The 18,772-nt window shown below is 38.0% G+C and carries 17 protein-coding genes; 11 read left to right on the top strand and 6 right to left on the bottom strand.

The window, feature by feature from the left end:
* Nucleotides 1-5 precede the first annotated feature (5 nt).
* From ABDJ41_RS00535 to ABDJ41_RS00520, 4 genes are all read left to right on the top strand, one after another.
* Entirely contained in the window at nucleotides 6-620 is a 615-nt protein-coding gene (locus ABDJ41_RS00535) for an ABC transporter ATP-binding protein (protein WP_349783779.1), read from the top strand.
* Nucleotides 621-777: 157 nt separating this feature from the next.
* Nucleotides 778-1,338, top strand: a complete 561-nt coding sequence (gene efp, locus ABDJ41_RS00530) for an elongation factor P (RefSeq protein ID WP_349783778.1) — start codon at nucleotides 778-780, stop codon at nucleotides 1,336-1,338.
* Between the two features lie 323 nt (nucleotides 1,339-1,661).
* Entirely contained in the window at nucleotides 1,662-2,222 is a 561-nt protein-coding gene (locus ABDJ41_RS00525; RefSeq protein WP_349783777.1) for a 5-formyltetrahydrofolate cyclo-ligase, read from the top strand.
* A gap of 106 nt (nucleotides 2,223-2,328) precedes the next feature.
* Entirely contained in the window at nucleotides 2,329-4,116 is a 1,788-nt protein-coding gene (locus ABDJ41_RS00520) for an OmpA family protein (protein ID WP_349783776.1), read from the top strand.
* A 61-nt stretch (nucleotides 4,117-4,177) separates the two neighbouring features.
* Here ABDJ41_RS00520 and ABDJ41_RS00515 read toward each other — a convergent pair whose 3' ends face one another.
* From ABDJ41_RS00515 to ABDJ41_RS00500, 4 genes are read right to left on the bottom strand one after another with little or no spacing between them, the layout of a single operon-like run.
* Nucleotides 4,178-5,158 (bottom strand): formimidoylglutamase, encoded by a 981-nt coding sequence (locus ABDJ41_RS00515; protein WP_349783775.1) that lies wholly within the window; start codon nucleotides 5,156-5,158, stop codon nucleotides 4,178-4,180.
* Entirely contained in the window at nucleotides 5,158-6,402 is a 1,245-nt protein-coding gene (gene hutI, locus ABDJ41_RS00510) for an imidazolonepropionase (protein ID WP_349783774.1), read from the bottom strand. Before hutI ends, ABDJ41_RS00515 begins: the two co-directional genes overlap by 1 nt.
* A 2-nt stretch (nucleotides 6,403-6,404) precedes the next feature.
* On the bottom strand, nucleotides 6,405-7,175 hold the full coding sequence (locus tag ABDJ41_RS00505) for an exodeoxyribonuclease III (RefSeq protein WP_349783773.1): 771 nt from the start codon (nucleotides 7,173-7,175) through the stop codon (nucleotides 6,405-6,407).
* A gap of 12 nt (nucleotides 7,176-7,187) precedes the next feature.
* Nucleotides 7,188-7,910: a peptidylprolyl isomerase gene (locus tag ABDJ41_RS00500; RefSeq protein ID WP_349783772.1), complete on the bottom strand. Its 723-nt coding sequence runs from the start codon at nucleotides 7,908-7,910 to the stop codon at nucleotides 7,188-7,190.
* Nucleotides 7,911-8,054: 144 nt separating this feature from the next.
* Between ABDJ41_RS00500 and ABDJ41_RS00495 the strand changes: the two genes are divergently transcribed.
* Together ABDJ41_RS00495 and ygiD are read left to right on the top strand one after the other, a co-directional pair.
* Nucleotides 8,055-8,627, top strand: a complete 573-nt coding sequence (locus ABDJ41_RS00495) for a YceI family protein (protein WP_349783771.1) — start codon at nucleotides 8,055-8,057, stop codon at nucleotides 8,625-8,627.
* A gap of 133 nt (nucleotides 8,628-8,760) precedes the next feature.
* Nucleotides 8,761-9,588 (top strand): 4,5-DOPA-extradiol-dioxygenase, encoded by an 828-nt coding sequence (gene ygiD, locus ABDJ41_RS00490; RefSeq protein WP_349783770.1) that lies wholly within the window; start codon nucleotides 8,761-8,763, stop codon nucleotides 9,586-9,588.
* A 2-nt stretch (nucleotides 9,589-9,590) separates the two neighbouring features.
* On the opposite strand, the gene ABDJ41_RS00485 is transcribed toward ygiD, so the two are convergent.
* The gene (locus tag ABDJ41_RS00485; protein WP_349783769.1) at nucleotides 9,591-10,991 is read right to left on the bottom strand and encodes an aldehyde dehydrogenase family protein; all 1,401 of its coding nucleotides are present in this window, start codon (nucleotides 10,989-10,991) and stop codon (nucleotides 9,591-9,593) included.
* Between the two features lie 59 nt (nucleotides 10,992-11,050).
* Here ABDJ41_RS00485 and ABDJ41_RS00480 point away from each other — a divergent pair, with 59 nt between their 5' ends.
* From ABDJ41_RS00480 to ABDJ41_RS00460, 5 genes are all read left to right on the top strand, one after another.
* Entirely contained in the window at nucleotides 11,051-12,238 is a 1,188-nt protein-coding gene (locus tag ABDJ41_RS00480) for an FAD-dependent oxidoreductase (RefSeq protein ID WP_349783767.1), read from the top strand.
* A gap of 95 nt (nucleotides 12,239-12,333) precedes the next feature.
* Nucleotides 12,334-14,589: a S9 family peptidase gene (locus ABDJ41_RS00475; protein ID WP_349783765.1), complete on the top strand. Its 2,256-nt coding sequence runs from the start codon at nucleotides 12,334-12,336 to the stop codon at nucleotides 14,587-14,589.
* 152 nt (nucleotides 14,590-14,741) lie between these two features.
* Nucleotides 14,742-15,374: a peroxiredoxin gene (locus tag ABDJ41_RS00470; RefSeq protein WP_349783763.1), complete on the top strand. Its 633-nt coding sequence runs from the start codon at nucleotides 14,742-14,744 to the stop codon at nucleotides 15,372-15,374.
* Between the two features lie 15 nt (nucleotides 15,375-15,389).
* Nucleotides 15,390-15,698 carry a thioredoxin family protein gene (locus ABDJ41_RS00465; protein ID WP_349783761.1) on the top strand — a complete coding sequence of 103 codons (309 nt, stop codon included), beginning with the start codon at nucleotides 15,390-15,392 and terminating at the stop codon, nucleotides 15,696-15,698.
* A complete protein-coding gene (locus tag ABDJ41_RS00460) occupies nucleotides 15,698-15,946 on the top strand; it encodes a DUF6952 family protein (RefSeq protein WP_349783759.1) in 249 nt (82 codons plus the stop codon). Before ABDJ41_RS00465 ends, ABDJ41_RS00460 begins: the two co-directional genes overlap by 1 nt.
* Nucleotides 15,947-16,033: 87 nt before the next feature.
* Here the strand turns inward: ABDJ41_RS00460 and ABDJ41_RS00455 are convergent, their stop codons facing one another.
* Nucleotides 16,034-18,622: a phosphoenolpyruvate carboxylase gene (locus ABDJ41_RS00455; RefSeq protein ID WP_349783757.1), complete on the bottom strand. Its 2,589-nt coding sequence runs from the start codon at nucleotides 18,620-18,622 to the stop codon at nucleotides 16,034-16,036.
* Between the last annotated feature and the right edge of the window lie 150 nt (nucleotides 18,623-18,772).

Genomic DNA, 18,772 nt, shown 5'->3' with positions numbered 1-18,772 from the left:
ATTAAATGACAATCAGCTTAGGGAACGTTGGACGGCGGTTTAATCAGGAATGGATTTTCAGGAATGTAAACTATGAATTTCTTGCTGGAGAGAAATATGCTGTTTTAGGGCCTAATGGTTCTGGGAAGTCAACATTACTAAGTGTTTTACATGGCAATCTATCCCCATCTGAGGGGTCAATAAGTTATAAGGCTGATGCTGATATCCCGGTAGAAGAGATTTATCGGGATATTAGTTTTGCGGCACCTTATCTGGATCTGATCGAAGAATTCACACTTCAGGAAACTATTCGTTTCCATTTTAAATTTAAAGCTTTCTACAAAGGGATGGATGACGCTGCGGTGTTAGACCTTCTTGGATTGGAGAAATCGCAGGACAAAGCTTTAAAATACTTCTCATCGGGCATGAAGCAGCGTACTAAGTTAGTGCTTGCTTGCTGTTCAGATACTCCTGTTCTTTTATTAGATGAACCGACCTCTAATCTGGATAAACAGGGAATGGCTTGGTATCTTCAGCTAATTGAACAATTTTCGAAAGAAAGAATGCTGATTATCGGATCAAATCAAGAATCTGAGTATTCCTTTTGTAACCATTTTGTTCATTTGACGAATTATAAATAAGTAATTTTATATTTGAAATGGGGTGTGAAAGAGGCTTTTCAGAGCTTAAAATACCTTTATAAAAATATTTTAAAATTACTATTGTGTAATTAAAAAATAGTCTTTACCTTTGCGGCACGAAAAAAGGCCGAAAGTTTAGGCTAAATTTCAAAATGAAATGGCAAAAGCATCAGAAGTAAAAAGTGGTAATATCCTTCGTTTTAACGGAGAATTGGTACAAGTGGAAGAGTTTTTACACCGTACGCCAGGAAATTTACGGGCTTTTTATCAAGCTAAAATGCGGAATGTTAAAACCGGTAAATTGGTTGAATATAGATTCCGAGTTGATGAAGAAGTTGAGATTTGCCGTGTTGAAACTAGCGATTACCAGTATTTATATGAAGATGGGGAGGCGTTAGTTGTAATGGATAACAATACTTTTGAACAGTTTAATATTCCTAAATTGTTGTTTGGTAAAAGTATTCGCTTTTTGAAAGAAGGAATGAATGTTATCGTGGCATTTGAAAGTGAAGAGCCGATTATGGCACAGACACCTTCGCATGTTGAATTAGAAGTTACGTACTCGGAGCCTGCAGTTAAAGGTGATACTTCTACAAACGCATTGAAATATGCAACTGTAGAGACAGGAGTTGAAATAAAAGTCCCAATGTTTATCAATCAGGGCGATAAAGTTAAGATTGATACACGCAATGGTGACTATGTTGAAAGAGTAAAATAAGAATTTTCATAGTTTAGTTTTAGGTTTAGGTTGATTGTGGCTTCGGAGTGGTTCCCGAAGCCATCTTTTTTTTATGCCTTTTTTTGCGGGAAAACTCAATATGTGCCTCTGAGGCTGGAATCTTTTGCCTCGCTGCGCTCTTGTGGCAAAATTTTCCTATGCCTCTTCAGCACAATATTGAATTTTCTCGGGTGCAAAAATTAGGTGCAAAAAACATTTTGCTTCGGGTGGTTATTATTTTACTTTATTTAATATTGTAATGGGACTTTGTGTAGGAAGAATTTTAAAATATTGCAGTCTAAGACTTACGATTTAAAACTAAAATGACAAAAGCAGAGATTAGAAAAATAGCAGGATTACGTAGAAAGACACTTTTTGAAGAAGATGTTGATGCTTATAGTAAGCGTTTACTGGATCTTTTTTCTTCTTTAGATCTTTCTTCAATTAAAGTTATTCATGTTTTTCTTCCAATTGCTGATAAAAATGAGCCGAATACTTTTTTGATTATTGATTGGCTAACGATTTATCATCCTGAGATACGTATTATAGTGCCCAAAGCGGACTTTAATAGTTCTTTGATGATAAATTATGTGTATAAGGGGAGAAAGGGGCTTGTAAAGAGTCTTTATGGCATTCTGGAGCCTGAAATGGGGGAGCTTCATTCCGGGGGTGTAGATATGGTGCTAATACCGATGCTGGCTTTTGATTTACAAGGTTATCGTGTTGGTTATGGGAAGGGCTTTTATGACCGATTTTTACAAGATATCGACGTGTTTAAAATAGGGCTTTCATTTTTTGATCCCGTTGATCGGATAGATGATATAAATGAACATGACGTGAGAATGGATTCCTGTATTACCCCTGATCGGATTTATCGGTTTTAAGGACCACTAATAGGTCTTTTTTTATTTGTACTGTCAGGGGGTAACAAATAATGAATCTTTCTGATATATCTCCAAATAGTTTGATTTTAAACTAAAGGAGAACATTATGAAAAAGATAATATTTATGGTATTTGCGGTTTTATTAACTGGACTTACGTGGGCACAAACTAAGCAGGAGACTTCTACTGACAATAGGGGGCGATTACAAATCGCTGCATTTGGAGGTTTTAGTATGCCAATGGGCAATTACAAAAATGAGATCGGAAGAGCTAAGAATGGTTATTTTGGTGGATTAGCGATTGATCAGTATTTTAAAGGGAATAAGTGGGGAATAGGTATTGATGCACGCTTTTTAAACCATGATATCAGAAAATTCGATAGTGTCTTTTTTGACAATGGGTATATCGCTACCGATTATATTAATCATGCCTCTTTTCAACATATAGGGGTTAGTATTGGACCTACTTACAAATCTAAGTTTGGTAAGTTAGACCTTGAGGCTTTTCTTCGAGGAGGAGTGCTGTTCCAGGGATTCCCTCAATACAAGCAGTCTATTTATATTAATCAGGCTGTAGGACCAGCATTGAACATGTTTGATACTTACTATACTGATAACCCTAAGCGGATCACAAAAGCCTTTATGGGCTTGGGTGGATTACGTTTATCTTATGCGCTGAATGATAATTGGGGCCTTTTTGCACAAGCAGATTATTTAAGAACCTTTGGAAAAAAATTAGGTAGCGATTCCAGCGAATTTCATATCACAAAGTATGAAGTAAAACAAGCACTGACAACTTCTGACGTGCTGATAGAAAAAGCAGGAGCAATTACAAACATAAATACATATTATGAAGAAATACCTACTACACAAAAAACATTTATACAGGCAGTTAATATAGGACTTGGAGTTAAATATACATTTGGATCTAAACGGAAAGCTACGCCTGTAATTCCTGTTACCAAGACCGTAGCCCCTGTAATTCTGGTCCCTAAAGATATAATGGTGGTGGTTAAGGATAAGCAAACAGGGCAGGCATTAAGTGGTGTTACTGTGAAAATATCACACAATAGTATTGATCATACATCGATTAGTAATGTTGATGGACAGGCGGAACGGATAAAGGCTGCAGAGAAAGGTGTTTATCAGGTTACAGCTGTAAAAAATGGAATTGCGGCTGAACCTGTAACAATTGGTATTCCTGATTTCGATAGGTCTGATAATTTGATTTATAAGGAGATATATCATGATGATCCAAGGTTTACATTGATTGGAGAAACGGTTAAGGCAAATGATAATTCTAAGCTGCCAGGTATTGGTACCGTATTAACCAATACTTCTAACAGTAAGAATATGACACAAATCTCTGATGCAGAAGCAAAGTTTGTTTATCAGCTTGAGCAGCAGTCTGATTATAATATTGTAGCCAATCAGGCTGGTAAGTTTTCACAAACGGAAAGTGTAACAACTAAAGGATTGGACAGGAGTAAAACGTTATATGTTACTTTGAAACTGGGTGTAAATAACCTGGATGCAGGGGCTGTTTTTGTACTTAAAAATATTCATTACGATTTCGACCAGTCATTTATTAGGGAAGAGGCTGGAAGAATATTAGATAATCTGGTAAATGTAATGTCGCAAAACCCGACACTGAGAATTGAGCTTTCTTCTCACACTGATAGTCGCGGTAAAGATTCTTACAACTTACGTCTTTCTCAGCAAAGAGCTGAGGCTGCAGTAAATTACCTGGTTAATAAAGGAATAGAACGTAGCAGGATGGTCGCCAAGGGATATGGGGAGGCTCGCTTACTGAATCATTGTGGGAATGGTGTTAAGTGTAGTGAGGATGAGCATCAGGCAAACAGACGCACAGAGATTAAAGTATTGAAGTACTAAGCTAACTGTACGGAGATTGTAAGAGCAAAGCTGCTGGTCATTTGATCAGCAGCTTTTGCTTTTAGTGCATACTATTTTGTGACTTGATAAAATCGCTTACAAGGTAAGCGACTGTTTTTGCGACACTTTGATCGTGTCTTCCATCAATTAAGGTAACAGCACCCTCACAAATGTGTAAATAAGCAAATTTTTTACTCGTTGTTAAGATGATCTTTCGGATTTCGTTTAAATGGAAGCCTGATGGAGTCATTGCGCTTGATAACACATTTTCTATGCAATCAAGATCGAGCTCCATGCCTGTAACTAGTCCTGTTTTTTTTAAAAGATCATTCCATGAAGAAAGAATTGGTTGATCACTTTTTAACAAGTCATCAAAAAACACCGGATAAATGTGATGGTTTAAACGAATCGCTTGTAATATAAAGTTGTTGTTATAGTTCTGATGCAGTCCAAAAATCGCATATCTGCTTAAAAAACCATCCTTTATTGCATAGCTGAACCCATTGCCGCTATGTCTTCCATTGGTTGGCCGTAAATCCGCATGCGCATCGATGTTAATGACATCGATTGAAGTTTTTGTTGCTAGTGATGTCCCCTTAATAATCGGATAAGCATTGTTGTGCCCACCTCCAATAACAATAGGGGTTTTACCGGCTTCAATTATTTTTTGAATAACAGGAAATACGGTATCATCTATTTCTGAAACCGTTTGTTGTAAGTGGTCTAAGGTGTCGGTTTCAGGATCTGGAAACTCAAAATGACCAAGTACAAGTAACTCTTCTCCAGTGAAAAAAGAGGTGCTTTGTATATTTAATAGCGCTTTAAGGGCTATTTTCCAGGCCGAAGCAGCACCTGCAATACCATGATTTGCACGAACGCCAATATCTTCAGGGATTCCAATCAGAACAAATGGAGCATTGGAATGGGGTATTTCATCTAATGAGCGGATGTATTGTACCTTTTCGCCGATTTTAACCTCTCCTTCGCGACAATTTGTTATAGAAGCAATATCCGATGCGGTATATATTTTAAGGGCTTTCATTAGCTTATTTTCCCATTTAAAACGATCGTCTGTATTTGCGACTGACCGAAACTATAAGGTAAAAAGGCAAGTGAAGACATTGGCCTGGTGATAAACAGGTTGGCCGTTTTACCCTTTGCAATGCTTCCTGTTGTTTCGCTTAATTCCATGGCGGCGGCTCCATTTAAAGTTGCGGCATTAACGGCTTCTTCTGGGCGCATTCTGAGCTTAATACAGGCCAGGGATACAACGAGGTTCATATTACCAGATGGGGTAGATCCTGGGTTATAATCGGTCGCTACTGCAACCGGAATGTTCGCATTCATCAGCCCTCTGGCATTGGCGAAAGGGATATTTAGATAAAAAGAACAAGAGGGTAATAACGTAGCAATAGTATTGCTGGACTGCAGACTTTCAATTACTGCATGATCAGTAGCTTCTAAATGATCAACAGATACAGCATGGTTTTTTACTCCAATCTGAACTCCACCTGATACGGCAAGTTGATTGGCATGTATTTTTGGTTTTAATCCATATTTTGCCCCCGCTTGTAGTAATCGATCTGTATCATCAACAGAAAAGAACCCTTGTTCACAAAAGGCATCCATGTAATCAGCCAGACCCTCAGCTGCTATTTTTGGGAGCATTTCGTCGATAATTAGCTTAATATATCCATCGTGATCATTTTTGTATTCTGGAGGATAGGCATGAGCAGCAAGGAATGACGCCTTTATGGGGATATTAAAATTGTTTTTTAATCTTTGGATAACCCTTAGCATTTTAAGTTCGCTATCGGTACTTAATCCATAACCGCTTTTAATTTCTACAGCTCCGGTTCCCTGATTAATCATATCAGAAAGGCGCTGTGCGGCAGATTGGTAGAGTGCATCTTCTGATTCAGACTGCATTTTTTTTGCAGAGTTTAATATCCCACCTCCTGCAGCAGCGATATCTTCATAACTTTTACCATCTATTTTCATCACAAATTCCTCTTCTCGAGATGCCGCAAATACAATATGTGTATGGGAATCACACCAGGAAGGAAATACGAAGCCTTTTTTCGCATCGTGGGTAGAAATGTGATTAGGCAGCTGTTCAGGCAATTGCTCCATCTTTCCGAAATCAGAAATCTTTCCGTCCTCACATAAAATCCAGGCATCTTCAAGTGTAGGAAGCTGTTGCATTTGCTGTCCCCTTAACATCAATGTATCCTGTGGGTGTATACCCACTAAGGTTCCAATATTGGTAATAAGTAATGCAGACATGGTTATACGTTTAGTTCTAGTAAAACAGGGCAGTGGTCGGAATGAATCGCATCGGCAAGAATGGTTACTTTTTTAAGTCTTTCTAACATTGGTTGTGTAGCAAGATGGTAATCTATACGCCAACCCAGGTTCTTTGATCTTGAATTGGCCCTGAAGCTCCACCATGTATAATGATGTGGATCTTTATTAAAATGCCTGAAAGTATCAATGAAGCCATTATTTAAAAACAATTCCATCCATTCACGTTCTTCTGGCAGGAAGCCTGAAGAGTTGGCATTGGATTTCGGATTATGAATATCTATAGCGGTATGACAGATGTTATAATCGCCTGAAATGATCAGGTTTGGTAATTCACTACGTAATTCTGCAATGTAAGTATCGAAGAAGCGCATGAACTCATATTTTTTCACCTGTCTTTCATCACCGCTTGACCCTGAAGGCATGTAAAGACTCATCAGAGAGAAATCATCAAAATCTGCTCTTAGAATTCTTCCTTCTTTATCAATCCATTCTTCCCCGCAACCGTATTCCACGTGATTAGGTTTGATGCGAGTAAGGATGGCAACACCACTGTAACCTTTTTTTTCTGCAGGAAACCAGTAATGATGGTATCCAAGTTGCTCTATTAAGCCAATGATTTCCGGGATTTGTGAAGGCAGTGCTTTTACTTCTTGTAAGCAGATCATGTCGGCGTCAGTAGCTTGCAGCCATCCGAAAAAGTTTTTAGTAGAGGCAGAGCGAATGCCATTAACGTTATAAGATATAATCTTCATCTGTAATAGTTTTTATGCGGTTTTAGACTTGGTTTTAATAATTTCTGCGTGTTTGTTCAGTTCTTTTTCAAGCTTTTTTGCTTCACGACGTTTTATGACTGTAATGTTCATCTTTACATCGGTCTGAGGCCTGTTATTGCTATCTGTTTCCAGAACAGCAATCTTGTCAATCATTTCGATTCCCTTTACCACTTCGCCATAGACAGTATAATTGCGGTCTAAATGAGGTGTGCCTCCCAGGGTTTTATAAACCGCTCTCTGCCATTCAGGGATTTTAAATTTCAGACGTTTTGCCTCTAACGCATCGAGCTGTTCATCTGTGAATTTTTTGCCCTTTACCAGATAAAACTGGCTGCCACTAGAGGCTTTCTCCGGATTATCATCTCTGGCAGCAGCAAGGACACCCTTTTTATGAAAAAGACTGTCATTAAATTCCGCAGGGACAGTATAGCCTACGGTTCCTTCGCCAAGCAGACTTCCTTTTGTAGCTGTTTTTGAGTCGGGATCGCCACCTTGTATCATAAAATCTTTAATTACCCTATGGAAAAGCAGCCCATTGTAAGAGCCTTTTTTAGTGAGCTTAAGAAAGTTGTCGCGATGTTTAGGTGTTTCATTATAGAGACGAATGATACATTCGCCCTGTTCTGTTTTAATTTTTACGTATTGATGCTTTGGCTTTGCTGAAAAGGCTGAAATAAAGCATAGGCAAAGCATTATGGTTAAATAATTCTTCATTTTCAGTTTAATTACACGGCTAAGTTAAGGTTAATCTGCTTTATTAGGTAGCTGAAATAAAGCGCTAAGCTTACAATTTCTTATCATAGATCAACAATTGCCCAAGAAATTCGTTATAGCTTTGTAACTTAATTATTCAAGATTATGAAGAAAGTATTTTTATTCCTGGTTGCATTGTCAATCAGTGTTGCGTCATTCGCACAAACTAAATGGACTGTAGATCCAATGCACTCATTTGTGAACTTTTCTGTAAAACACACAGGGATTTCATTTGTTGAGGGAGGATTTAAAAAATTTGATGGTTCATTTGTTGCAGCTAAAGAAGATTTAACAGATGCTAAAATTGATTTTACAGTTGATGTAAACAGTATTAGTACAAATGTTGAAATGAGAGATAATCACCTTAAAACGGATGATTTCTTTAACGCGGAAAAATATCCAAAAATGACTTTTGAAAGTACTGCTTTCAAAAAAATCAAAGGTAATACTTATGCATTAGCTGGAAAATTGACTATCCGTGACGTGACTAAAAACGTTGTATTTGCGGTAACTCATGGAGGTACTATTAAAGATGATAAAGGAAACACTAAAGCCGGTTTTACTGCAACAACAAACATTAACCGCATGGATTATAACATTAAATACGATCCAACAGGAGCGGGTATTGCTAAGGATATTAAAATTACTGTAAACCTGCAATTTGTTCAGGCTAAGTAATTATTTTTAAAAGAGCGAAGACACGTAACAAATTCTGCCTTGTTTTTAAAGCAAGGGAGGCAAGGATCTCGCATTTGTCAGGTGGATGATGATGCGAGATTTTTGTTTTTCAAAGATTTTAATTTTTAAAGAGATGTCAAATTTATCACAGTTCAATAATTTTACCAGCGCACTTCCTTTACAGGATACATTAATGCCTGTTTTGTTTATTGGTCATGGATCCCCTATGAACGGAATTGAAGACAATGAATTTAGTTCAAAATGGGCTGGTGTTGCAAAAGATATTCCACAGCCAAAGGCAGTTCTTGTTGTTTCTGCTCACTGGTTTACCCATGGAACACATATAACGGCAATGGACTTCCCAAAAACTATTCATGATTTCGGTGGATTCCCAGAAGCTTTGTTTGATGTACAATATCCCGCACCAGGAGACCCTGCTCTGGCATTGGAAACTGCAGAACTTGTGTATAGTGCTACTGTTGAGCTTGATCAAGATTGGGGGCTTGATCACGGTGCCTGGACGGTTGTAAGGCATATGTATCCTGAGGCTAATATTCCAGTATTGCAATTGAGCATTGATTATACAAAAGACGCTAACTATCATTATAATCTGGCGAAGGAGCTATATCAATTACGTAAAAAAGGGGTTTTGATTTTGGGGAGTGGGAATATGGTGCATAACCTGCGTATGATGAGCTGGGAAATGATCAATGGGGGTGGATATGATTGGGCCTTGGAAATGAATGATAAATTCAAGAGTCTGATCTTGAACAAAGAGCACCAGCAGCTTTCAAACTATAAGAATTTAGGCGCTGCGGCTATGCTTGCTATTCCAACACCGGAGCACTACCTTCCTTTAATGTATGCACTTGGTTTGCAGAATGTTAAGGAAGATGTTTCCTTGTTTAATGACAAAGCTGTAGGAGGTTCTTTGACAATGACTTCTGTAAGGATTGGCTAGCCTTACATGATTTTCTTTAATAGTTTTAAGATCCAGGATTTACCATCATATGGAGGATAAATCATGCTGCTCATATTCATTGCTGACTGGAAAACTACAGATCTCTCATGAGAAAATGTTTTAAAGCCAAAAATGCCGTGGCAACTTCCCATACCGCTACTATTTACCCCTCCAAATGGGAGTTTTGGATTGGAAATATGGATGAGGACATCATTTATACAAGTCCCCCCGGCAGAGGTATTTTTGATAATGTGATGGGTGTTTTTACCATTGTCGCTAAATATATATAAAGCGAGTGGTTTACTCTTGCTGTTCACTATTTCAATTGCTTCATCAAGTAGATTATAGGTTATAAGGGGTAAAACAGGGCCAAATATTTCTTCTTCCATAATATTGGCATTTGCCGGCAGCTTTGTAAGTACTGTTGGATTTATGGTTTGAACTTCCTCCTGATATTGCCCCCCTAAAGATACTTTTGCTCCTTTAGCGCTCGCATCGTCTATAAGAGCGATTATCCTCTTAAAATGTTTGTGATTAATGATTTTTGCATAAATATCTTCATTAATCTCCTGTGGGTTCTTAAAGAACATTCGCTGGGTTGCAATATTGTATTCCCTGATAAACTCTTCCTGTCTGTTTTCTGGGATCAATACGTAATCGGGAGCAATACAAGTCTGCCCGGCATTGACCAGTTTACCCCATGCGATTTTTTCTGCTGCATTTTTAAGATTAGCTTCCTGATCGATTATTGTAGGTGATTTGCCTCCCAGCTCTAGTGTTACCGATGTTAAATTTTTGGCAGCAGCTTCCATCACAATTCTACCTATAGCCGGACTTCCGGTAAAGAAGATATGATCAAATGGCAATTTAAGCAGCGCTGTAGATACAGATACGTCGCCTTCAAAGCAACAGATTTCCTGTTCATCAAAGCATTCCTTTATTATTTTGCCTATAATGTTGCTTGTTGCAGGGCTTAACTCAGACGGTTTTAATATGGCACAGTTACCCGCTGCAATTGCTGAAAGCAAAGGAGACATCATGAGCTGAAAAGGATAATTCCAGGGTGAAATAATCAGACAAACACCTTTTGGTTCATAGTAAATTCTATTTTTTGCCATCAAGCTGACCATGCTTTTTCCTGCATGCTTTGGCTTCATCCATTTACCCAGATTTTTTATAGCAAAATCAATTTCACCATAAATAAATATCACTTCTGTTACCGCTGCTTCGAACTGACTTTTTCTTAAATCACTTTGCAGTGCATCATAAATATGAGGCTCATTTTTTTCAATAGCGGCTTTTAAAGATTTTAATTTTTGAATTCTTTGCGCAGCATTGGTGTTTCTAAGCGTATATTTATGTCTTTGCTGTGCTTCAAAAACGGAGTCGAAGATTTGGGCCATAGCGAGCTTATTAAATTCATTAAATTGATCTGACAGATTATAAAGACTTAAATATACAGATGAAAAAGGGATTATTTATTGTTTTGTTGGTTTCGGTGTTTACACAGATTGCAGTAGGACAAACCATTAAAACCGGAGTGCTGGTCATAGGTAATGGGAGTAATGCCATTGGAGCCGGCTTTCAATCGGCAATATCAGGGGTTAAAACATTAATGTTGATTCAGAAATCGGGATTGAATGTTTCAATCTCAGGCAAAAGTATGAGCACAGGTCTTGAGGCTCAGTTCTTGAAAAGAATGCCTGTTTCAAAAGCAATTACAGATAATAATGGTAAAATTCTAATTGATCAGGTCAGAGCAAATGAAGTGCTTAAAGTATGGGTAGATAGTCTTAAAAATCTTACTGTAATACGAAGTGTAAAGCCCTCCCGAATTAAGCGTTCCGGAAATAACTGGAATGTTTTACTTGCTGATGGGAGGACGATTAAAGCTGAGGTTTTGGTGAATGCAGACGGTACAAACCTGCCTGACATAGAGCAAAAATTATGGAGGCCATTTAATTACAATGATAATCTTTATAGAATGAGTCTTAGTGCAGGATATGAATTAGGGGATTCAAATGCGAATATTATTCCTTTATCCAATTTTCAGATTCCCGAACAAGAAAATCTGATTATGCTGGATAGAAAGCATGAGAGTCTTGCCGCCGGGCAGGCAGGAGGTGCAACTGCAGCTTATGTGGTTTTTTTTAAAACAAAAACCTCTCTTGCCGATCTTAAAATTGTTCAGAAAGAACTGTTGAATTATAAACTTGCAATAGTTCCTTTTGCAGATATTGAATTTGGTGACCCAAATTGGACTGCAATTCAGTATGTTGGCTTGTCGGGTTTTTTGAAAGCCGGATTTGCGAACCGACAGGCTAATTTTATGCCAGATCAGGAAGTGACGACTGCAGAGGTGAAGGAACCTATAAAAGAATTTTATTATAAGGCTCAGATTTGGTTTGACGACTATAAGGAGGAAAAGATGACTATAGGCTCTACAATTAGTTTGGTTTCTATGGTCGGAAATAAGTCTCCTGAAAGCACGAAGGAGCTTGTCAAAAAGAAATGGGAGAAGCAATACCATTTTAAGGGTAATTATGATTTGAACAGACCGATCTCCAGAAGGGAGTTTGCTGTTTTGATTGAGGAGTATTTGAATCCATTTACCGTGAGTATTGACAAAACAGGAAGGGTTATCAGATAAAGAGTTTATTGATGAGGTATTTAACGGTCTTTTTATGTTTTATATTTTCCTCTGCTGGCGCTCAGCAGCTGGGCCCGCTATCCGTTGAGAAAATTATGAGAGACCAGAAGTGGATTGGCCCTTCTCCATCAGGTTACCGTTGGTCATCTGATAGCAAAACCGTTTTTTTTGAGTGGAATCCAGAAAGAAAAGATACAGCTGAATGTTATGCATTGGATGTTTCATCTGGTAAAGTTAAAAAAGCAGATAAAAAGTCTGCTGAAAGGGCTGTCGGAATGGATTACGAGTATAATTCAGGTCGTTCCTGGGGTATTGCAGAAAAGGGAGGCGATATTTACGCTTATGATGTAAAAAACAAAAAAGGGGTACGACTAACCAGTACCCTGGAGTATGAAAGTAATCCCCGTTTTTTGCGCAATGGACATATAGTTTTCCAGAAGAATGAAAATGTTTTTGAGCTTAATATTAAAACCGCGGAATTAAAGCAGCTGACTAATTTTGTCAAGGCTGAAGATAAGTCTGCAGAAAAAGCTTCAGGTGAGCAGGGAAGCTGGTTAAATCAGCAGCAAAAATCCCTTTTTGAAGTAATCAGAACAGAAAATAAGGAGAAATCTAGGCGGAGAGCTCAACGTGACTCTACCAGCAGGTTGAAGCCCGTTTATATTGGGGAAAAAGGGATTCAGAATATTGTGGTTAGTCCGGATGCATCTTATATTTCTTATCAGCTCAGTATTGGTCCTCGGGGAGAGAAAAATACAATTGTACCCAATTATGTTACAGCGTCTGGTTATACTGAAGACCTTGTTGCTAGAACAAAGGTCGGAAGTCTTCTGCCATCATCGGAAAATTATGTGTATGATGTTAATAACGATACGACTTACAAAATTAAAATACGAGGGATTCCGGGGATAAAGGACCTCCCTGATTATCTAAAGGATTATCCATCAGAGCTAGAGGAGCGTAAAGAAAGAAATGTAGATCGAAGCATTGACTTAAAGGGGCCGTATTGGAATGAGAAAGCCTCTGCTGCTGTAATGATTGCTCTAGCTCAGGATAATAAGGATTTGTGGTTGCTAAAGCTGGACGCGAGCACAGGAAAGCTTGAGAATATTGATAGACAGCGTGATGAAGCCTGGATAGGTGGGCCGGGAGTTGGAGAGGTTTCATGGTTAGATGAAGATCGGATTTATTACAGAAGTGAAGCAAGTGGATATGCTCATATCTATGTTGCCAACGTACACTCCGGGGAGAAAAAGCAACTTACCTCGGGTAAATGGGAGGTACAGGAATTACAACTTTCAAAAGACAAGAAGTACTTTTATTTTAAAGCAAATAAAGAGCATCCGGGAATTACCCATTTCTATAAGTTGAGTACTGATGGTGGAAAAATGGAGCAGTTAACTAGTATGAAAGGTGGGAATGAGGTGCTGCTATCTCCGGATGAAAAATGGCTGGCTATTAATTACTCCTACATGAATAAGCCTTGGGAGTTGTATTTACAACCTAATAAAGCTGGAGCAAAAGCGGTAAGGATGACCAGATCTACAACGGCAGAATTTGATTCTTATCCATGGCGTACACCGGATCTCGTTGTTTTTAAAAACAGATACGGAGATGATGTGTATGCCAGAGTTTATCCCGCAAAGATCCCTCACCCTAACCGCCCTGCAGTTGTTTTTGTGCATGGCGCCGGGTATTTACAAAACGTACATTATTGGTGGAGCCAATATTCAAGGGAGTATATGTTTAATAATATGCTTGCAGACAACGGGTACACTGTAATTGATATTGATTATACAGCAAGTGCTGGTTATGGAAGAAATCATAGGACAGGTATTTACAGGCATATGGGAGGAAAGGATCTGACTGATCAGGTGGATGGTGTTAAGATGCTTGTTGATAATTACGGGGTGAATCCTAAGCATGTGGGGTTATATGGAGGCTCATACGGAGGTTTTATCACTTTGATGGGGTTATTTAAAGAGGGAGATGTTTTTTCAAGTGGAGCGGCTTTAAGGTCGGTTACGGATTGGGCACATTATAGCCAGGGTTATACTTCGAATATTTTAAATGAGCCTTTTAATGACGAAAAGGCATATAAACAAAGTTCTCCAATCTATTTTGCTGAAGGACTTAGGGGGCATTTACTCATGTGTCACGGGATGGTTGATGTAAATGTACATTTTCAGGATGTGGTAAGACTTTCGCAGCGGTTGATTGAATTGGGAAAAAACAATTGGGAGCTTGCGGTTTATCCTGTTGAAGATCATGGCTTTGTGATTCCCAGTAGCTGGACTGATGAATACAAAAGGGTATTTAAACTCTTCGAACAAACGCTTAAAAATCAATAGTATTAAACTAATTTGTTGTTCTAAGATATAGTTTTCATCTATATGCGTATCAAGATTAAGTATGTGTTATATCTGTGATCTGGTTGTTTTTGACTAAGGATAGCTTTACCTTTGCGCTATCAAAAAATCAACAATAAAAACAAAATATAATTATGGCAATAGTAGGTAAAAAATTCCCAAGTGTTAGTATCGATGCAATGTCCGAAATGGGCGATGATTTAAAAATCAATATATTTGAAGAGGCTGTAAGCAAAGGGAAAAAAGTTTTATTATTCTGGTATCCAAAAGATTTTACTTTTGTTTGCCCGACAGAATTACATGCATTTCAGGCTGCTCTTCCTGACTTCGAAAAAAGAAATACAATTGTAATTGGTGCTTCATGCGATACAAATGAAGTTCACTTTGCCTGGTTAAACACAGCAAAGGATAATGGTGGTATTGAAGGTGTTACTTATCCAATCTTAGCGGATACTCACAGGCATTTAGCTAACATTTTGGGTATTGTAGAACAAGAAGTTGAATATGATGAAGAAGGAAATGAGTCGTTCACAGGTTCAAATGTAACTTACAGAGCAACTTATCTGGTTGATGAGACTGGTAAAGTATTCCACGAAAGTGTTAATGATATGCCTGTAGGTAGAAATGTAAAAGAATATTTGCGCTTAATTGATGCTTATGCTCACGTTCAGAAACATGGCGAAGTATGTCCTGCAAACTGGGAAGAAGGTAAAGAAGCAATGAGCGCTAACAGAACTGGCGTTGCAGAATACCTGAGCGCTAATTAATAAAAAAGGAGAAATATGTTTTTAGAATTAACAGAAGATAATCTTCAACAATATGTTGCTGAAAACAACAAAGTAATGGTTCAGTATGCCGCATCATGGTGTGGAAACTGCAGAATCATGAAACCAAAATTCAAGAAACTAGCTGCTGAAAACGAAGATGTTACCTTCTTAATTGTGGACGCGGAAAAACTTCCGGGTTCTCGTAAGCTTGCTAATGTTGACAATTTACCAACGTTTGCAGCTTTTGAAGGAGGAGCATTGGTAGATCAGGTGCAAACCAACAAAGCAGAAGTTTTAGGCGAACTATTTAATAAGATAAAATAATGAAGATTCCAGTTATTAGACAATTATTCCAAAATACTACGTCTGAAGACCTTCAAGCAACACTAAATGTGTTAGAAGCTTTTTGTGAGTTCAGAGGTGTGAGTGAGGAAGAAGTTGATGTAGCGGGTGAAATGATCACCAATATCTGCGGTGCACTGGAAGTACATGAAAGTGTAAAAGCGGGTGCTCTTGAAAAAGATGCATTAAATGCCTTTGGTCAGAAGGTAATGGGCTCAATCGATAGATAGACATTAATTTTAGTTATTAAGACAATAAAAAAAGCGAACCATATTGGTTCGCTTTTTTTATGATCAGGTACTGCTATGCCGAGTTGATTATGCAAGGTTCCGGCCAGCATTTACAATACCATATACCGTCCTAATTGCTAATTTTTCGTATGATTGTTGTTCTTCGTCAGTTATTTCATTTTGTAGTTGCTCCAAAGCATAATGCTGGATTAATACAAGAGGTAAAACAATCTTCTCTCTCACTGCAATAGAGGTCTTTTCAACGGGGTAATTCTCCATTAGAGTAGTGTGGCCCGATAGTTTCAATAACATTGTTTTAGAGAGCTTAAATTCTTCATAAAGCGTTTTCCAAAATGCACCATATTCTTTATCATTTGCAAAATGTGCAGTGATAGAGAAGTCAGATTTGCTCATAGACATCATACAGTTGTCGATAATGGTTTTGAAGTAGCCTGACTCCTCATATGTTTTTACTACTTTATCCCAATTACCTTGATCTTCCTGGTTTTTTAAAGCCGTTCCCATTCCATAGAAACCTGGAATGTTTTGTTTTAACTGGCTCCATGCTGTTACAAAGCCAATTGCTCTAAGGTCTTCTAGTTTCAATGAGCCGCCAGAGTTACGTTTTACCGGTCTGCTGCTAATGGTTATTTTAGATAGAAGTGGGAGAGGAGAGAATTTCTCCAGATAAGTTAAAAACAATGGGTGTTGACGTAGGGAAACATAAGCTTCATAACTGTCTTCGGCCATTGTATCAAGTAATCCTTTGTGCAGGGGATCTAAAAGAATGTTGTGTGTTTCTTTAATACCTGCAGATATTCCAGCATTAATTAATTGTTCAATGTTAAACTCTGCACTATCAATTGATCCAAATTGAGAACTGATGGTTTGGCCCTGTACAGTTAGTTGTATGTTTTTGTTGGCAATTTCTTTACCCATAGAGGCATAGAAACGGTGTGTTTTACCACCACCACGAGAAGGAGGGCCTCCGCGTCCGTCAAAAAATGCAAGTTGTATGTTATGCTCGTTTGCTGTTTTTGTAAGGGAAACTTTTGCGTTAAAAATTGACCAGTTAGCCATTAAATAACCTCCGTCTTTGGTGCTGTCGGAAAAGCCCAACATAATATGCTGTTTATTTCCTCTTCTTTTCAGATGTTTCTTGTAGAAAGGATGTGCATATAGTGTATTCATGATTTCTGCAGCGTCAGCAAGATCATGTACGGTTTCAAACAATGGAACAAAGTCAATTGAAAGATCATTTTCTTCCCAGCCACTCCAAAGAAATAACTCGACCAGTTGAAGGATGTCACTTGCTTGCTGACAATTACTAATTATGAAGCGGTGACAGGCCAATTCTCCACTACTTTCCTGAATTTGTTTGATTTCTGCTATGGTCTGTAACGTATCATCAATCAATGGATCATTCGCATCGGAGTAATTTAATTTAGCGCTTTTGAAGGATAGATTTTTAATTTTTTCAGCTTCAGGAAGGCTATTATAATTCTCTGGGAAAAGAGAAACAATTGGCTTGCTTTGGCGGCAGAATGTATGAACGTTTCTTAACACACGGCTATCCTGTCTGATGTCTAATGATGCGAAGTGGCTACCATAAAGTTCTACTTTTCTGATTAGGTCTGTCACCAAATCAGCAAATAAACCATCATGATTTTCAGTTAATGTAGTCAGGATTTTATTGAGGTTTTCAATCAGGAAATCCGCAATGTTCTCCATTGCAATGTTCGGATCGAAGGCATTTTTATATAAAACGTCTTGTATGATTGCAATTGGTTCTTCAACACCTCTAAATGTAATTCGGCGTTTAAGGTTTCTGAAATCGCGGTAATAGCAACGGAATAGGATTTGGCGTAACATTTTAGAAACCTGTATTGTGGAATCTGTATGTACATTTGGATTGCCATCTCTATCTCCTCCAGGCCAGAATCCAAGTTCGACGATCTTTTTCGACTCAAGGTTATAATCATTCAGGCTTTTATCAATCTCTGATTGAATATTTGCTGCGGCAAAATAAAATACGTTTTCTAAATACCAGGCAAGACTTAGTGCCTCATCAACCGGAGTTGGTGATTTCTTATTAAAGAAAGGTGTTTTTCCTAACTGGTGCAACAAGAGGTTAATGGTTGTAATATCATTGGTCTTGATAGCCGTAGTAAGGTCGGTTATGATTGAAAGAACACTTCCAGGATAGAATTGAGTTGGGTGTGCAGTCAATACCAGACGAAGAGAAAACTCGTCGATAAGCTTTTCAATCTTATCATTAAGCGCTTTATTGTCTACACCCTTTTTTAGGTAAGATAACAAAGCATTATGCTCATCAGCTGCATTTAACTTATTGAAGGAAGCATCCTCTACCGCATCAAATAGTACAACCTGGCGCTCTATATATTGAATAAAGCGGAAAAGGAGGTCGATAATGTCTTTGTTTGAGTGGTTCTGTGTATACTTCTTAAAAAATGCATTAATAATATCTGCAGGAGTATCGTGGTTATTCACTCCATCTTCGCAGTATTTGATAAATAGGGGTAATAAAGTACCGGTGTCTTTAACTTTGTAGAACGGAAGGGTAAGGAAAAGGCTATTATAAAGTTCGAACCGGGATACGACTTCATTATTAAATATAGACTCTCTCTGACCTTTTGCTCGTTGTTTTTGCATCATAATTTAGGCGAAATATTTTCGCGCTTAATCTAGCAAAAATGTTCCAAATAACGCCTTTTTTAGGCAATAAATTATTTTGATTTGATGATAAAAACTGGTAACTTAGATGAATAGAGATTCAATAAAGTCTTTTAAGGATATGCAGATTTT

Origin of the sequence: Pedobacter sp. ASV1-7, from assembly GCF_040203335.1 — a bacterium.
Lineage (GTDB): Bacteria > Bacteroidota > Bacteroidia > Sphingobacteriales > Sphingobacteriaceae > Pedobacter.
This window is presented reverse-complemented; position numbering and strand designations above follow the sequence as displayed.

Excerpts from the sequence above, each read along its gene's own strand:
- ABDJ41_RS00535 (WP_349783779.1), top strand. The coding sequence starts at position 6 with ATGACAATCAGCTTAGGGAACGTTGGACGGCGGTTTAATCAGGAATGG.
- efp (WP_349783778.1), top strand. The coding sequence starts at position 778 with ATGGCAAAAGCATCAGAAGTAAAAAGTGGTAATATCCTTCGTTTTAAC.
- ABDJ41_RS00525 (WP_349783777.1), top strand. The coding sequence starts at position 1,662 with ATGACAAAAGCAGAGATTAGAAAAATAGCAGGATTACGTAGAAAGACA.
- ABDJ41_RS00520 (WP_349783776.1), top strand. The coding sequence starts at position 2,329 with ATGAAAAAGATAATATTTATGGTATTTGCGGTTTTATTAACTGGACTT.
- ABDJ41_RS00515 (WP_349783775.1), bottom strand. The coding sequence starts at position 5,158 with ATGAAAGCCCTTAAAATATATACCGCATCGGATATTGCTTCTATAACA.
- hutI (WP_349783774.1), bottom strand. The coding sequence starts at position 6,402 with ATGTCTGCATTACTTATTACCAATATTGGAACCTTAGTGGGTATACAC.
- ABDJ41_RS00505 (WP_349783773.1), bottom strand. The coding sequence starts at position 7,175 with ATGAAGATTATATCTTATAACGTTAATGGCATTCGCTCTGCCTCTACT.
- ABDJ41_RS00500 (WP_349783772.1), bottom strand. The coding sequence starts at position 7,910 with ATGAAGAATTATTTAACCATAATGCTTTGCCTATGCTTTATTTCAGCC.
- ABDJ41_RS00495 (WP_349783771.1), top strand. The coding sequence starts at position 8,055 with ATGAAGAAAGTATTTTTATTCCTGGTTGCATTGTCAATCAGTGTTGCG.
- ygiD (WP_349783770.1), top strand. The coding sequence starts at position 8,761 with ATGTCAAATTTATCACAGTTCAATAATTTTACCAGCGCACTTCCTTTA.
- ABDJ41_RS00485 (WP_349783769.1), bottom strand. The coding sequence starts at position 10,991 with ATGGCCCAAATCTTCGACTCCGTTTTTGAAGCACAGCAAAGACATAAA.
- ABDJ41_RS00480 (WP_349783767.1), top strand. The coding sequence starts at position 11,051 with ATGAAAAAGGGATTATTTATTGTTTTGTTGGTTTCGGTGTTTACACAG.
- ABDJ41_RS00475 (WP_349783765.1), top strand. The coding sequence starts at position 12,334 with ATGAGAGACCAGAAGTGGATTGGCCCTTCTCCATCAGGTTACCGTTGG.
- ABDJ41_RS00470 (WP_349783763.1), top strand. The coding sequence starts at position 14,742 with ATGGCAATAGTAGGTAAAAAATTCCCAAGTGTTAGTATCGATGCAATG.
- ABDJ41_RS00465 (WP_349783761.1), top strand. The coding sequence starts at position 15,390 with ATGTTTTTAGAATTAACAGAAGATAATCTTCAACAATATGTTGCTGAA.
- ABDJ41_RS00460 (WP_349783759.1), top strand. The coding sequence starts at position 15,698 with ATGAAGATTCCAGTTATTAGACAATTATTCCAAAATACTACGTCTGAA.
- ABDJ41_RS00455 (WP_349783757.1), bottom strand. The coding sequence starts at position 18,622 with ATGATGCAAAAACAACGAGCAAAAGGTCAGAGAGAGTCTATATTTAAT.